We start from the raw sequence: 14,401 nt of genomic DNA, 5'->3' as shown, positions 1-14,401 counted from the left end.
GCCCGGAACGCCAGCAGGCATCCTCGCCTAGCCTTTCCCGTTCGGTCGGCGGCGTCCGGCCTTGCCGGCGCCCTTCGTTCGGGCCGCGCTGTCCAGTTCCCTCGACTGCATTTGCGACAACAGGCGCGTTGCATTGGCGGTGCAATCGATCTCGTCGGGCTTGGCCTCGATCTCGGCTATCAACGAGACGAGATGCACCCTGTTCTGCGCCAGCTTGACCTGCATGACCTCGATATCCCGCACCTTGTGACGGAGCGCTTCGAGCAGCGCACCGCGCTGCCACTGCACAAGGTCGGGCGGCAGCAACATCCGGATCTCGTCCAGGCTGAAGCCGGCCTTTTGCGCTGTCGCGACCAGGCCGAGCACCACCACGGCATCCGGCGAATAGATCCGATAGCCGTTGGGTTGCCGCTCGACGGCCGTCAACAGGCCGATGCGTTCATAGAAGCGGATGCGCGACGGCGTCAGGCCGGTGCGCTCCGCCAGATCCCCTATCTTCATGTCCTGGGTGCGAAAGTGTCCAACCGGGTCGGCATGTTCAGAACCAGCTGCGCGTCCTTGACTACGTCCATGCGAAGCACGGTGGACGCCCCGAGTCCGTCAAGCAGCTGACTCAACGGCCCGCCGCGCCGCGACAGTTCGATGTCCCGCGGAAAGAGGCGCTGCGCGAACGACAGCATGTTGGTCTGCACCAGTGTCTGGTGCCACTCGCCGTCGATCCGGTTGATCATGGTTGCCGTTGCCATATGCGACTGGGACGGGACATTGCGCAACACGGGAAGCGGCGCACGCAGGGTCAGGTCCGGCTTGCCGCCGGGACCGGCGATGCTGGCATTTACGTCGGCGCCGATGTTCACGCCGATCTCCGTGCGCCATTTCGGCAACTGATATCCGTACAGTCCGCGCACTCGCGCGATTTCCGTGGTCACCGGCAGCGCAAGAACATGCGCGTGGAAGCTGCGGCGTCGCATGGAAGCGAGCAGTTCCGGAGCATGGGGCCCCCGCGCCCCCGGCCGGCGGATCACCACCGCCACGGAAACTTCGTCGTAGGGGTCGTTATCGCAAACGGAATACGAGAAGAAGGTCAACGCCACCAGTCCATGGCCCGGATACGCGTGCAGTGGCTCGAGAGGCGACGGCAACATTGCACGCAATCGATCGGCAGGCGCCAGGAACAGCAGCTGAACGTTACTGGAGCGGTAGTAGAAGTTCGGCGCCCACGTCGGACCGACTGTGGACGTGACGAGTCGCTTCGGAATCCTGCGAAAAAAGTCGATATTCCCTGCGGCAGGATCTCGCGCCACTTCGTCGAGGTCCGGGTTCATCCGGTAACGGTCGTAGTAACCGCCGGCAGGGACCTCGACCTTGTGCTCCCCAAACTCGACCTGTGTGAACCGCTTATCCATATTCGTTGACCTTTCTCGGTGATTGAACCGGCAGGCGGGCCTCGAGAGGCATACCGATTAACAGCCGGCAACAATCACTCTAAGATTGAATATGACTTTAAGGTCAAGCACTTCGCAACGAATCGGAATGAATCGATACGATTGGTCTATGCTGCGGCCACTGACTCATGCGAATCCCGAACCGAATCGGACAACGGGGGGCAGGCGCGGCGGTTGGTCAAGCCACTGACGGATCTGGAGCGGATATCCTCATCGAAGCTCTGGAAGGCAAGCACGCTTGCCGCATGGCGCGCTTTCTCGGCAGGCGCGGGGATCAGCCGGTGGGGGTACCATCGAGTTTGCCTAGATCCGGCGCAATTCCTGCTTCCCGGAGACGGTCCAGCACGCGCTTCTTATTGTCGACACATTCAATTCCGTCCGGCCTGCCCTCGATACTCTCGATCGCGACGACAAGCTGGGCCCGGGTATGGTCGAGACGCTTGCGAATGCTATCGATCTCATCCACCTTCTGCTTGAGTGCGTCCAGCAATGCGCGGTGATCCCATGCGCCCGGACCGACCGGCAGCAGCTGCCGAATCTGCTCGAGCGTAAACCCGGCCTGCTGCGCGATCGAGATCAACCCCAGGAGAATTTCCGCCTCCGGGGGATACTCCCGATAGCCATTCGCTTGGCGCTCCACCACCCTGATCAAGCCCTCTGCCTCATAGAAACGAATACGTGAGGCCGTCAGACCACTGCGCTTCGCCAACTCTCCGATTCTCACGCCACACCCCAAAAAACTATTGACATTAACGTTGACTTTAATCCTAAAGTTGGTCCATGACTACATGGCGCAGCACGATGGATTTCTGCGTACGCGGCCGCATCACGGCCGACCGCGCATCTCATATTGTCTCAATAAAAGGAGAGCGTTGTCTCACCCAGGCCCGAGCAAATGGTGACGCCGGCCTGCGCATCGACGGCAACGTGGCTGGATGCCTGCTCCATAGTCACGTTGCCGTCTCTCGTTTGTCACCATTATGAAAGGAGTCGCCCGTTACCGAGCAGCAACGATCGCCGTACACGTCACTGGTTGTCAACTTGAATATTGAAAAGGAGTGCTGATCATGGGATACGTCACAACGAAAGATGGCGTTCAGATCTTCTACAAGGACTGGGGGCCGCGCGACGCGCAGGTCATCTTCTTCCATCACGGTTGGCCGCTCAGTGCGGACGACTGGGACGCCCAGATGCTCTTTTTCCTCTCGCACGGGTACCGGGTCATCGCGCATGACCGCCGCGGTCACGGACGCTCCAGCCAGGTGTGGGACGGTCATGACATGGACCACTATGCCGATGACGTGGCGGCGGTGGTCAACCACCTCGGCGTGCAAGGCGCAGTTCATGTCGGCCACTCCACCGGCGGCGGCGAAGTCATCCACTACGTCGCTCGTCATGGCGAAGACCGTGTGTCGAAGGCCGTGCTGATCAGCGCCGTGCCGCCGCTGATGGTCAAGACCGACAAAAACCCCGGCGGCCTGCCGAAGGCCGTGTTCGACGACCTCCAGGCGCAGCTCGCAGCGAACCGCGCGCAGTTCTACTATGACGTGCCGGCCGGCCCGTTCTACGGCTACAACCGCGAAGGCTCGAAGCCGTCGCAAGGCGTGATCTGGAACTGGTGGCGCCAAGGCATGATGGGTAGCGCCAAGGCGCATTACGACGGCATCGTCGCATTCTCGCAGACCGACTTCACCGAGGACCTGAAAAGCACCACGATTCCGGTGCTCGTGATGCACGGCGAGGATGACCAGATCGTTCCTTATGAGGATGCTGGCGTCCTGTCGGCGAAGCTGGCCAGGAATAGCACGCTGAAGCTCTACAAGGGCTTCCCGCACGGCATGCCCACGTCCAACGCCGAAACGATCAACGCCGATCTGCTCGCGTTCGTGCGAGGGTAATCGCGACGAGTGCCGGGAGAGACAGACTCCCGGCACCCGCCCGCCCCCTTCCGGGGAGGCATGCTGCCTCCCCGAGAAACACCCACACATTGTTCAAGCGTCCGTTTGCACGGCGCGCCGCACACGGGATGGTTGTCCCCGGCGAGTCCTCCGTGCACGGCGTCGAACCCTCACGTCCTCACACAGAGGTGCTTATGTCGAACGAAGGGCAGTGCCCGTTCAATCACGCTGCCGGCGGCGGCACGACCAATCGCGACTGGTGGCCGAAGGAGTTGCGACTGGATCTGCTCAGCCAGCACTCGAGCAAAACCGACCCGCTCGACCCTGGCTTCAACTATGCCGAAGCCTTCCACAGCCTTGACCTCGCTGCGCTCAGAAAGGATTTGACCGCCCTGATGACCGACTCGCAGGACTGGTGGCCAGCGGACTTCGGCCACTACGGCCCGTTGTTCGTGCGGATGGCGTGGCACAGTGCCGGCACCTACCGCATGGGTGACGGCCGCGGCGGCGCCGGGCGCGGCCAGCAGCGCTTCGCGCCGCTCAACAGCTGGCCGGACAACGTGAGCCTCGACAAGGCCCGGCGCCTGCTGTGGCCGATCAAGCAGAAGTATGGCCAGAAGATCTCGTGGGCCGATCTGCTGATTCTCACCGGCGACGTTGCGCTCACTACGATGGGATTCAAGACCTTCGGCTACGCCGGTGGCCGCGAAGATACGTGGGAGCCGGATCGCGACGTGTACTGGGGCAGCGAGAAGACCTGGCTCGGCGGCGACATGCGCTACGGCAAGGGCGGTGCCTGCGAACCGCAACACGGTAGCGATTCCGGGCGCAACCTCGAGAATCCGCTTGCCGCGGTACAGATGGGCCTCATTTACGTGAATCCTGAAGGTCCGGACGGCAATCCCGATCCTGTCGCAGCGGCGTACGACATCCGCGAGGTTTTCGGACGCATGGCGATGAACGATGAAGAAACCGTGGCGCTGATTGCCGGTGGTCATGCCTTCGGCAAGACGCACGGCGCGGGCCCGGCCGACAACGTCGGTCCCGAACCCGAAGCGGCAGGTCTCGAGCAGCAAGGGCTCGGCTGGAAGAACAGCTTCGGCACCGGCAAAGGCGCGGATACGATCACGAGCGGCCTCGAAGTCACGTGGAGCGACACGCCCACGCAGTGGGGCATGGGCTTTTTCAAGAACCTTTTCGGCTACGAATGGGAGCTCACGAAAAGCCCCGCGGGCGCTCACCAGTGGGTGGCGAAAAACGCCCAACCGACGATCCCGCACGCACACGATCCGTCGAAAAAGCTGCTGCCCACGATGCTGACCACGGATCTCTCGCTGCGCTTCGACCCCGTGTACGAGAAGATCTCGCGCCACTTCATGGACAACCCCGACGTGTTCGCCGACGCGTTCGCGCGCGCGTGGTTCAAGCTCACGCACCGCGACATGGGACCGCGCGCCCGCTACCTCGGACCGGACGTACCGACCGAGGAACTGATCTGGCAGGACCCGATTCCCGCCGTCGATCACGCGCTCGTCGACGACACTGACGTTGCAGCGCTCAAGGCGAAGATCCTGACCTCGGGGCTTTCGGTGGCCGACCTCGTGTCCACCGCATGGGCCTCGGCGTCGACATTCCGCGGCTCGGACAAGCGTGGCGGCGCCAACGGCGCACGCATCCGCCTCGCGCCGCAGAAGGACTGGCCCGCCAATGAGCCCGCACAACTGTCCAAGGTTCTGAAGGTTCTCGAGCGCATTCAGGGCGAGTTCAACAGCACGCAGCCTGGCGGCAAGAAGATCTCGCTGGCCGATCTGATCGTACTGGCCGGCAGTGCCGGCATCGAGCAGGCGGCGAAGCGCGCTGGCCACGACGTGGTTGTGCCGTTCGCGCCCGGCCGTATGGACGCCTCGCAGGAACAGACCGATGCGCATTCCTTCGCCGTGCTCGAGCCGGTCGCAGACGGTTTCCGTAACTTCGTCAAGGGCAAATTCGCCGTGCCTGCCGAAGCGCTGCTGATCGACAAGGCGCAATTGCTGACGCTGACCGCCCCCGAGATGACGGCGCTCGTCGGTGGGCTGCGCGTCTTGAACGTCCACACCGGCGACGAGAAACACGGTGTTTTCACCGACCACCCCGAAACGCTGTCCGTCGATTTCTATCGCAACCTGCTCGACATGGCCACCGAATGGAAGCCGATCACCGGTGACGACACATTTGAAGGGCGTGACCGTCAGACCGGTGAACTGAAGTGGACCGGCACGCGTGTGGATCTGGTGTTTGGTTCGAATGCCGTGCTGCGGGCGTTGTCGGAAGTCTATGCGAGCGCAGACGGCGAGGCGAAGTTCATTCGTGACTTCGTTGCGGCCTGGGTCAAGGTGATGAATCTCGATCGATTCGATCTCGCCTGACAAATAGCGGTAGTACATCGATGCGAGCGGACTGCCGGGGGCAACTGGCCTGTCCGCTCGCATCCGGGGCGATGACTATCGCTGCTCGGCCCGACATGGCAAGTGCCTGGCCGTGAAGTTCGTACGCGAAGGTACAACCCGGCAATGTCGCTCTTCTGAATCAAGGTGTTGCTTCCGGCCCGGAGTCGGGCCGGCATGCAGTCGTCGGTTCTGTCCAGTCAAAAAGTGTATTGACATTCAACTTCACTTTAACCTTAAAGTCGAAACACGATCAAATGAGGTAGTTCCCATGAACGTGTTCGACAAGCTGACCCTGCCCAATGGTTCGATCATTCCGAACCGCATTGCCAAGGCCGCAATGGAAGAGAACATGGCCGACGCGGAACACGCGCCGTCCGAAAAACTGATGCGCCTTTACCAGGCGTGGGCTGACGGAGGTACCGGGCTACTCATCAGCGGCAACGTGATGGTTGACAGTCGAGCGATGACGGACGCAGGCGGCGTGGTGCTGGAAGACGACACGCAACTCGACAAGTTTCGGCGCTGGGCGAAAATCGGTCGATCCAAAGGCGCGCAATTCTGGTTGCAAATCAATCACCCCGGTCGCCAGATGCCCGCGAATCTCGGCCAACAGACGTGGGCGCCTTCGGCTATTGCGCTCGACCTGGGCAAGATGTCGAAGCATTTCGATACGCCGGGTGCGATGACGCCGCAGATCATTCACGACGTAATCCAGCGTTTTGCCCGCACCGCGCGGCTCGCGGAGCAAGCCGGGTTCACTGGCGTGGAGATCCATGCGGCTCACGGTTACCTGCTGAGCCAGTTTCTTTCGCCGCTCGCGAATCGCAGAACGGATGAATGGGGAGGTTCGCTGGAGAACCGGGCGCGCCTGCTCATCGAGATCGTCAAGGCGGTACGCGCCATGGTGTCGCCCGGATTCGCGGTGGCGGTCAAACTCAATTCCGCGGACTTCCAGCGCGGCGGCTTCAGCGCCAGCGATGCCCGGCAGGTGGTGAAGCGACTCAACGAACTGTCCGTCGATCTCGTCGAACTGTCGGGCGGGAGCTATGAAGCACCCGCCATGCAAGGCGATGCGCGTGACGGCAGAACGCTTGCCCGCGAAGCGTACTTTGTCGAGTTCGCCCGTGACATTCAGAAAGTGGCGAAGATGCCCGTGATGGTGACAGGTGGCATTCGCCGCAGGCTGGTCGCCGAGCAGGTGATCAAGCGCGGGGTGGACATGGTCGGCATCGGTACCGCGCTGGCGATCGACCCGAATTTGCCACGTGATTGGCGTCTTGGCAAAAGCAATGCGCCAGCATTGTCGCCGATCACGTGGAAGAACAAGCCACTGGCGTCCCTCGCCAACATGGCCACCGTCAAGTTTCAGTTGCGAAAACTCAGTGCGGGAAAAACAACCAACCCGAAGGTATCGCCGTTGCGTGCACTGATCCTGCAGCAGGTGACCAATCTGTTCCAAATCCGTCAGTACCGACGCTGGGTTTCGCGACGGGTGAGTGCTCGGTAGTCAGTATCCGGGGGGCGCGCCAGCATGCCCCCCATGCACGTTGCTCCTCGCTTCACCAGGAATCGATTACAGAATGGACCAGCATATGCCCCCCTCCTTCCCCGCTGCAAGACCACGGCGCATGCGTAGAAACGCTGCGCTTCGCGCGTTGATCCGCGAAACCGAAGTCAACTTGGACGACCTTGTTCTCCCGATTTTCGTCGACGAGGGAATTGACGATTACGTCGCGATCACCAGCATGCCGGGAGTCTTGCGCATTCCGGAAAACAAGCTGCCCTACGAAATTGAACGCTATGCGAATCTCGGTATTCGCGCCGTCATGACGTTCGGCATATCGCACCACAAGGATGAGGTTGGTAGCGATACCTGGCACGAAGATGGCCTAGTTACGCGTATGGTTCGCGCGTGCAAGGATACGGCTCCGGAGATGATCGTCATGTCCGACACCTGTTTCTGCGAATACACCGACCACGGTCACTGCGGTGTGCTGCACGATCATACGGTCGACAACGACACGACGCTCACGAATCTCGGCCGACAGGCGGTTCAGGCGGCTCGTGCAGGCGCCGATTTCATTGCGCCTTCGGCAGCCATGGATGGTCAGGTCATTGCGATCCGTAGTGCGCTCGACGCTGCCGGGTTTCAGGATACGTCGATCCTGTCGTATTCGACAAAGATCGCGTCAGCGCTCTATGGCCCTTTCCGCGAAGCCGGTGGATCGTCTCTGAATGGCGACCGAAAGACCTATCAGATGGATCCGATGAACCGGCGCGAAGCGCTTCGCGAGTCGCTGCTCGACGAAGCCGAAGGCGCCGACATGTTGATGGTCAAACCGGCCGGCATGAATCTCGACCTGATCCGCGATATTCGCAACGCATCGCGCTTGCCGCTTGCGTCCTATCAGGTCAGCGGTGAGTACGCGATGATCAAGTTCGCGGCGCAAGCCGGCGCGATCGACGAAGCCAAGGTGGTCCGCGAAAGCCTCGGGGCCATCAAGCGGGCCGGTGCCGACCTGATCCTGACGTATTTCGCATCTGACATTGCACAGCAAGGCTTCTGACCGGAAACACAATACTGCGCGAGTCGGTTGCATTGCCCATCAGCTACGAGGCAGCGCAACCCAACTATCCAAGGAACTGCGGCTTTTCTTTTCTTCAGCTCCCAATGCAACCGGATACCCGAATTGAAGTAGAAGGCGGTGCGACCTCATCCGCGCACGGGTATTTCCGCTCGACGTTGCGACGCGCGGCCTTCTACTCGATACGTGCAATCACTCCATATCCTTCCGAGGAATGCAATGTCTACTGACGCTTTCACACCTCCCACCGAAATGACCGCGATCGAAATCGTCCATCCCGGCGGTCCCGAGGTACTCGTTCCAACCCAACGTCCGGTGCCGCGCCCCACTGACGAACAGATCCTGATCCGCGTTCACGCCGCTGGCGTCAACGGTCCCGATGTCTTCCAGCGCAAAGGTTTCTACAATCCGCCGCCGGGTGCTTCAGACATCCCGGGCCTCGAGATCGCGGGCGAGGTCATCGACGTGGGGAGCGCCGTGAAGCGCTTCAAGAGCGGCGATGTCGTGTGCGCACTTGTTACCGGTGGTGGTTATGCGGAGTATGCCGTGGCCGACCACCGGGTCACCATGCTTCTCCCGAAAGGACTTGGCGTCGTCGAAGCCGCAGCAATGCCGGAAACGTTCATGACGGTCTGGCTCAATCTTTTTCAGCGCGGCAAACTACAAGCCGGCGAGTCGGTTCTCATCCATGGTGGCGCTTCAGGTATCGGTACCACGGCGACAATGCTTGCCAAGGCATTCGGTGCATCAAAGGTCATGACCACCGTCGGGTCGGAGCCTCATCGCGAGGCCAGCCTGCGCCTCGGGGCCAATCACGCAATCAATTACCGGGACGAGGATTTCGTCGAAAAGGTCAACGAGTTCACGAATGGAAACGGCGTCGACGTCATTCTCGACATCATCGCGGGCGATTACGTCGCACGTAACTACAAGATCGCTGCAATGAACGCCCGCATCCTGCAGGTGAGTGTATTGAAGGGCCCCGCCAAAGAGCTTGATCTGTGGCCAATGATGACGAAACGCCTAACGCACATCGGTTCGACGCTGCGCTCCCGAACGCCCAACGAGAAAGCGGAAATCATTCGTGAACTGGAGATGCATGTCTGGCCGTTGATCGAGGCCGGAATGGTCAAACCCCAGGTTTATAAGACATTCCCGTTGAAGGACGCACGCGAAGCTCACGAGTTGATCGATTCCGGCGTGCACATCGGCAAGATCGTTCTCACCACCGACGCGCTCCCGGCAGAGTGAACCCAATCGACAGATCGGGTCGATATCGGAATCGCGTTGCCATGTGGCAACGCGACGACGGCCCGAGTTCCAAAGGCCGTTTCACTGGAGTCGCAAACTGAAGGGAGTTGACGCGAGGAAAGGCGGCCTCTCGCTGGAGAGGCCGCCTCAAACTTCAGCTCTTGATGAACTTCAGAATGTCCGCATTGATGACATCCGCATTGGTCGTCAGCATCCCGTGCGGATAGCCCGGGTAGATCTTCAGCGCCGCGTTCTTGAGCAGCTTTGCGGACAGCACGCCGGCATCCTTGTATGGCACGACCTGGTCGTCATCGCCATGCAGGACCAGCGCTGGTTGCGTGATCTTCTTCAAGTCTTCGGTGAAATCCGTTTCCGAGAAAGCCTTGATGCAGTCGTACTGAGCCTTCATTCCGCCCATCATGCCCTGACGCCACCAATTACGGATGACGCCTTCGGACACCTTCGCGCCCGTCCGGTTGAAGCCGTAAAACGGGCCCGACGGAACATCGAGGTAGAACTGCGCCCGGTTGGCGGCAAGCTGCCTCCTGAAGCCGTCGAAGACTTCAATCGGCGTTCCGCCGGGGTTGCGCTCGCTCTTCACCATGACCGGCGGCACTGCGCTGACCAGAACGATCTTTGAAGTCCGTTTCATGCCATGACGCGCCACGTAGGCAGCGACTTCCCCTCCCCCGGTCGAGTGCCCGATGTGGATGGCATTTCTGATATCGAGCGCCTCGGTCAAGGCCGCAAGGTCGGCGGCGTAGTGATGCATATCATTGCCATCGGCTGTTTGCGTCGATCGTCCATGCCCACGTCGATCATGGGCAATCACTCGATATCCGTGCTCGACGAAGAACAGCATTTGAGCGTCCCAGTCATCCGCGGACAAGGGCCAACCATGACTGAAGACAATCGGCTGACCTTTTCCCCAGTCTTTGTAGAAAATCTCGACACCATCCTTCGTCGCGATCTTGTTACCCCGATCCGGGTCTCCCATCGATGGATAGAACGGATGCTTGGTTGTCGCAGCGCTCGCCGCACCGGTCGAAGAAAATAAAGGCAACGCCATCGAAGCAGCGGCTACCGCACCGGCCCCGAGCATCAGTTCACGACGTGATTGGTTGACGACGTCGACTTCTTCCTTACCGCTCATGACAGCCTCCTTTGGTAATCGAAAGCGGTTACATCGGACCACGCGATACTCGGACCGCGAACGATCGCGCTCTCCGTACCCCAGTTGCGCGGACTCATCGACAACGCGCCCCGTTCTGCTGCTTGACCTGCCCCTATCGGCTGCCGATCAATTCATCTCGTTCAGTCGCTTGACCACCGCCTCAGCAATTTCCTTGCTCGATTGCGGGTTCTGCCCGGTAATGATCCGATCAGAACTCACGACATAAGACGTAAAGGGAAGAAACGCCTTCTTGTAGAGAGCACCACGACTTACAAGCGAATCCTGCAAAAAGAAGGGCACCTGGGACTTCATACCGGATAGCGTTTCTTCCATATCGGAGAAGCCCGTGACAGGTACGCCATCGACGAGCGACTTCCCCGCCTCATCCTGCAGCGGCAATAGTGCGGAGACCCCGTGACAAACCGCCGAGACAATGCCGCCTTGGCGATAGATCTGCTCGCTGACGGACTTCAATGCCGCGCTATCCGCAAAGTCCCACAACGTTCCGTGCCCGCCGGTGAAGTAGATCGCCTTGTAGTTGGACGGGGTAACGGAGGCGGCCGGCAACGTTGCCTTCAATCGCGCCATGAAAGCGGGATCTGCCAAATGTGCGCGTGCCGAATCGTCCAGGTAGAAAGACTTCAGGCTGCGCTGGTCAATCGGAACTTCGCCGCCTGCCGGGCTCGCAAAATCCATCTGCAGTCCGGCTGCCTGGGCGACGTCGTAGAAGTGCGTCAGTTCAGTGAACCAAAGCCCGGTCGTATCCGATCGAGATGGATACTTGGCGTGATTGGTCATCACGACCAGAATCTTGCTACCCGGCTGCGCAGCACCCTCGCTCCCTCCAGAGTCTGCTGCGTAGGCGTATCCGCCAGTCAACATTGAGACGACGATGGCCAGTAGCCAGTGCCTGGTGAACCAACGCTTGAACATTTCCTAATTCCTCATATGAGTCGGTGCTGTTTCACAACACCAGTTAACCCGGGCAGCGCACACATAACAACGGCGCGAAACGTCACTGACGAAATCCTAGGATTGAAGTTAAGTTGAATGTCAAGCGCAGTTTTGACGTCGCAGATCTGCGTCGATGAGGATGTCGCTGGCTTGAGACCCATCAGGCGTTCGTCCTGTTGAATCCGTTGCACGCTTGCCACGCAAGCGTCAGACGACAATCAGAATTTAATTTAGTTAAACCAAATATTTATTTGATCCTGCGATCTACTATCACCCAATTAGAGAGATTCAATTGGCTTATCGCGCGTCGACGAGATTACATTTCGTCGGCATTTCCCCTCAGCCAAGGAACCTCATCGATATGTCACACACCGCGAATCGCTTTCTGAAGAGCATGATTGCCGCGGCCTGCGTCGCTCTGGCCTCTTCTTCGCATGCTGCTGAACTGACGCGCGACAACGGCTCGCCCGTCGGCGACAACCAGAATTCGCAGACAGCCGGACCGAACGGGCCGGTGCTTCTGCAAGACTCGCATCTCATCGAAAAGCTCCAGCGCTTCGATCGCGAACGTATCCCCGAGCGTGTCGTGCACGCCCGAGGCACCGGCGCGTTCGGTGAATTCGTGCCGAGCGCAGACCTCAGCGACCTGACGATGGCGAAGGTCTTCACGCCCGGCACGAAGACGCCCGTGTTCGTTCGCTTCTCGACGGTGATGGGTTATCGAGGCTCGCCCGAGCAGGCGCGCGATCCACGCGGTTTCGCCGTGAAGTTCTATACGGAACAGGGCAACTGGGATCTGGTCGGGATCAACCTGCCGATCTTCTTTATCCGCGACGCGATCAAGTTCCCGGACTTCGTCCATGCGAACAAGCCGAGCGCGGTCACCGGCGTGCAGGACGCGAACCTCGCGTTCGACTTCTTCGCGCACGCGCCCGAAGCAACCAGCATGCTGACCCGGCTGTATACGACCGAGGGCATGCCCGATTCGTACCGGAACATGGACGGCTACGGAGTGCACGCATTCAAGTTCGTCAACGCCGACGGCAAGTACACATACGTGAAGTTCCACTGGAAGAGCGCGCAGGGAATGCACGGGCTGCGGCCGAAGGACATCCCGGGTTCGATCGGCGCCGACTGGAACCTGATGACGAACGATCTGTACGGCGCGCTGAAGGCGGGCAACGCGCCGAAGTGGGATCTCTACATTCAGGTGCTGAAGCCGTCCGAGCTCGACACGTTCGACTTCAATCCGCTCGACGACACCAAGGTATGGACCGGCGTGCCGGAGCGCAAGGTCGGCACCCTGACGCTGAACCGCGTGCCGGACAACTACTTCGAGTCGACCGAGGAATCCGCCTTTGCCCCGTCGCGGACGGTGCCGGGCATCGAGCCGTCGGAAGACCGGATGCTGCAGGGCCGGATGTTCTCGTACGCCGATACCCAGATGTACCGCCTCGGCGCGAACTTCAACCAGTTGCCGATCAACCGTCCGCGCGTGCCCGTCACGAACAACAACCAGGACGGCACGATGAACTTCGGCGACCGCAAGGGCGAAGTGAACTACGAGCCGTCGACGCTGAACGAACTCGCGCAGAACCCGCGGTACAAGTCGGTTCAGACGCCGCTTGCCGGCACGACGCAACAGGCCGCGATCCGCAAGACGCTGAACTTCCGGCAGGCGGGCGAGTACTACCGCATGCTGCCCGCACAGGAACGGCAGGATCTGGTAGCCGCGTTGTCGGGTGACCTGAATCACGTGACGAACGACGCGAACAAGTACGCGATGCTGTCGTACTTCTACAAGGCCGATGCGGATTACGGTACGCGCCTGGCACGTGCCACGCACGCCGACCTGACCCGCGTGAAATCGCTCGCTGACAAGCTCGTCGAGAACTGATCGGGCACGCTCGCGAAGGCTGCAGGCGCGGCCTTCGCGTCCCAACCAATCAATCCGATTGCGCCGCGCGGCCACGCGCGGCGTGCATTACTGATGAAGAATCGACTCCGAACCGCCCTCTCCCGCGCGCTCGCGATCGCGGGAGCCGTCACGCTCGCGGCCTGCGCACAAGTCGCACCGCCCGCCGCCGTGCCCCATCCCGACGCGCATGCGGACCTGCGCCGCTACGACGACGCCTGGTTTGCTGCCGCACGCCTCGGCCGCATCGACATCCTGCAAGCACTCGTCGACGCGCGCTATCCGATCGACGCGACGACACGCGAAGGCTATACGGCGGTCATCCTGGCCGCCTATCGCGACCAGCCTGCAACGCTCGACTATCTGCTGCACAACGGCGCAGACCCGTGTATCGGCGATCGTCACGGCAACACTGCCCTGATGGGCGCGCTGTTCAAGGGCGAGACTGCGATCGCCAAGCGGCTGGCCGATGCGCACTGCCCGATCGACCAGACCAATCACGCCGGCGAAACGGCGCTGTCGTTCGCCGCGCTGTTCGGCCGCCTCGACATGCTGCCTGTGCTCGTCGCACATGGCGCGAACCCGGATCACGTCGATGCGCTCGGCCGCACCGCGCTGCAGAACGCGATCCTGCAAGGCAACGGCGCCGTGGTTGCCGCGCTCGAAAAGATTGGCGCGACACCGAATGCCGATGTAACGTTGAGATCGCGGCCGTAACCGCTTGACCTTGAACTTGCCTTCAAGGTTAGCCTT

The 14,401-nt window shown here is 60.8% G+C and carries 12 protein-coding genes; 7 read left to right on the top strand and 5 right to left on the bottom strand.

Going from position 1 to position 14,401, the window contains the following annotated elements; all coding sequences use genetic code 11:
- Nucleotides 1-27: 27 nt before the first annotated feature.
- From ACPTTF_RS24600 to ACPTTF_RS24590, 3 genes are all read right to left on the bottom strand, one after another.
- The gene (locus ACPTTF_RS24600; protein WP_126369793.1) at nucleotides 28-501 is read right to left on the bottom strand and encodes a MerR family transcriptional regulator; all 474 of its coding nucleotides are present in this window, start codon (nucleotides 499-501) and stop codon (nucleotides 28-30) included.
- Nucleotides 498-1,406, bottom strand: coding sequence for an acetoacetate decarboxylase (locus tag ACPTTF_RS24595; protein ID WP_126369791.1), 909 nt, complete (start codon nucleotides 1,404-1,406; stop codon nucleotides 498-500). The genes ACPTTF_RS24600 and ACPTTF_RS24595 overlap by 4 nt, the downstream gene beginning before the upstream one ends.
- Nucleotides 1,407-1,719: 313 nt before the next feature.
- The gene (locus tag ACPTTF_RS24590; RefSeq protein WP_423368585.1) at nucleotides 1,720-2,169 is read right to left on the bottom strand and encodes a MerR family transcriptional regulator; all 450 of its coding nucleotides are present in this window, start codon (nucleotides 2,167-2,169) and stop codon (nucleotides 1,720-1,722) included.
- Nucleotides 2,170-2,512: 343 nt separating this feature from the next.
- Between ACPTTF_RS24590 and ACPTTF_RS24585 the strand changes: the two genes are divergently transcribed.
- The 5 genes from ACPTTF_RS24585 to ACPTTF_RS24565 all read left to right on the top strand — a co-directional run bounded on the left by ACPTTF_RS24585 (nucleotide 2,513) and on the right by ACPTTF_RS24565 (nucleotide 9,605).
- Nucleotides 2,513-3,343, top strand: a complete 831-nt coding sequence (locus tag ACPTTF_RS24585; RefSeq protein WP_423368584.1) for an alpha/beta fold hydrolase — start codon at nucleotides 2,513-2,515, stop codon at nucleotides 3,341-3,343.
- Between the two features lie 194 nt (nucleotides 3,344-3,537).
- A complete protein-coding gene (katG, locus tag ACPTTF_RS24580; protein WP_423368583.1) occupies nucleotides 3,538-5,748 on the top strand; it encodes a catalase/peroxidase HPI in 2,211 nt (736 codons plus the stop codon).
- 289 nt (nucleotides 5,749-6,037) lie between these two features.
- Nucleotides 6,038-7,276 carry an NADH:flavin oxidoreductase/NADH oxidase family protein gene (locus ACPTTF_RS24575; RefSeq protein ID WP_126369784.1) on the top strand — a complete coding sequence of 413 codons (1,239 nt, stop codon included), beginning with the start codon at nucleotides 6,038-6,040 and terminating at the stop codon, nucleotides 7,274-7,276.
- A gap of 73 nt (nucleotides 7,277-7,349) precedes the next feature.
- Nucleotides 7,350-8,336 carry a porphobilinogen synthase gene (gene hemB / locus ACPTTF_RS24570; RefSeq protein WP_423368582.1) on the top strand — a complete coding sequence of 329 codons (987 nt, stop codon included), beginning with the start codon at nucleotides 7,350-7,352 and terminating at the stop codon, nucleotides 8,334-8,336.
- A gap of 237 nt (nucleotides 8,337-8,573) precedes the next feature.
- A complete protein-coding gene (locus ACPTTF_RS24565; protein ID WP_423368581.1) occupies nucleotides 8,574-9,605 on the top strand; it encodes an NAD(P)H-quinone oxidoreductase in 1,032 nt (343 codons plus the stop codon).
- 154 nt (nucleotides 9,606-9,759) lie between these two features.
- Here ACPTTF_RS24565 and ACPTTF_RS24560 read toward each other — a convergent pair whose 3' ends face one another.
- Complete coding sequence (locus ACPTTF_RS24560) at nucleotides 9,760-10,758, bottom strand: alpha/beta fold hydrolase (protein ID WP_423368580.1); 999 nt, start codon at nucleotides 10,756-10,758, stop codon at nucleotides 9,760-9,762.
- Between the two features lie 147 nt (nucleotides 10,759-10,905).
- Nucleotides 10,906-11,712: a type 1 glutamine amidotransferase domain-containing protein gene (locus ACPTTF_RS24555; protein ID WP_126369778.1), complete on the bottom strand. Its 807-nt coding sequence runs from the start codon at nucleotides 11,710-11,712 to the stop codon at nucleotides 10,906-10,908.
- Nucleotides 11,713-12,127: 415 nt separating this feature from the next.
- On the opposite strand from ACPTTF_RS24555, the gene ACPTTF_RS24550 reads away from it, so the two are divergent.
- Together ACPTTF_RS24550 and ACPTTF_RS24545 are read left to right on the top strand one after the other, a co-directional pair.
- Nucleotides 12,128-13,630, top strand: a complete 1,503-nt coding sequence (locus ACPTTF_RS24550) for a catalase (RefSeq protein WP_423369870.1) — start codon at nucleotides 12,128-12,130, stop codon at nucleotides 13,628-13,630.
- 93 nt (nucleotides 13,631-13,723) lie between these two features.
- A complete protein-coding gene (locus ACPTTF_RS24545; protein WP_423368579.1) occupies nucleotides 13,724-14,365 on the top strand; it encodes an ankyrin repeat domain-containing protein in 642 nt (213 codons plus the stop codon).
- Nucleotides 14,366-14,401: the final 36 nt, after the last annotated feature.

The organism is Burkholderia crassaminum (assembly GCF_964265005.1).
Lineage (GTDB): Bacteria > Pseudomonadota > Gammaproteobacteria > Burkholderiales > Burkholderiaceae > Burkholderia.
This window is presented reverse-complemented; position numbering and strand designations above follow the sequence as displayed.

Coding starts and splice junctions, on each gene's coding strand:
- katG (WP_423368583.1), top strand. CDS start 3,538: ATGTCGAACGAAGGGCAGTGCCCGTTCAATCACGCTGCCGGCGGCGGC.
- ACPTTF_RS24545 (WP_423368579.1), top strand. CDS start 13,724: ATGAAGAATCGACTCCGAACCGCCCTCTCCCGCGCGCTCGCGATCGCG.
- ACPTTF_RS24595 (WP_126369791.1), bottom strand. CDS start 1,406: ATGGATAAGCGGTTCACACAGGTCGAGTTTGGGGAGCACAAGGTCGAG.
- ACPTTF_RS24550 (WP_423369870.1), top strand. CDS start 12,128: ATGATTGCCGCGGCCTGCGTCGCTCTGGCCTCTTCTTCGCATGCTGCT.
- ACPTTF_RS24600 (WP_126369793.1), bottom strand. CDS start 501: ATGAAGATAGGGGATCTGGCGGAGCGCACCGGCCTGACGCCGTCGCGC.
- ACPTTF_RS24585 (WP_423368584.1), top strand. CDS start 2,513: ATGGGATACGTCACAACGAAAGATGGCGTTCAGATCTTCTACAAGGAC.
- ACPTTF_RS24560 (WP_423368580.1), bottom strand. CDS start 10,758: ATGAGCGGTAAGGAAGAAGTCGACGTCGTCAACCAATCACGTCGTGAA.
- ACPTTF_RS24555 (WP_126369778.1), bottom strand. CDS start 11,712: ATGTTCAAGCGTTGGTTCACCAGGCACTGGCTACTGGCCATCGTCGTC.
- hemB (WP_423368582.1), top strand. CDS start 7,350: ATGGACCAGCATATGCCCCCCTCCTTCCCCGCTGCAAGACCACGGCGC.
- ACPTTF_RS24575 (WP_126369784.1), top strand. CDS start 6,038: ATGAACGTGTTCGACAAGCTGACCCTGCCCAATGGTTCGATCATTCCG.
- ACPTTF_RS24565 (WP_423368581.1), top strand. CDS start 8,574: ATGTCTACTGACGCTTTCACACCTCCCACCGAAATGACCGCGATCGAA.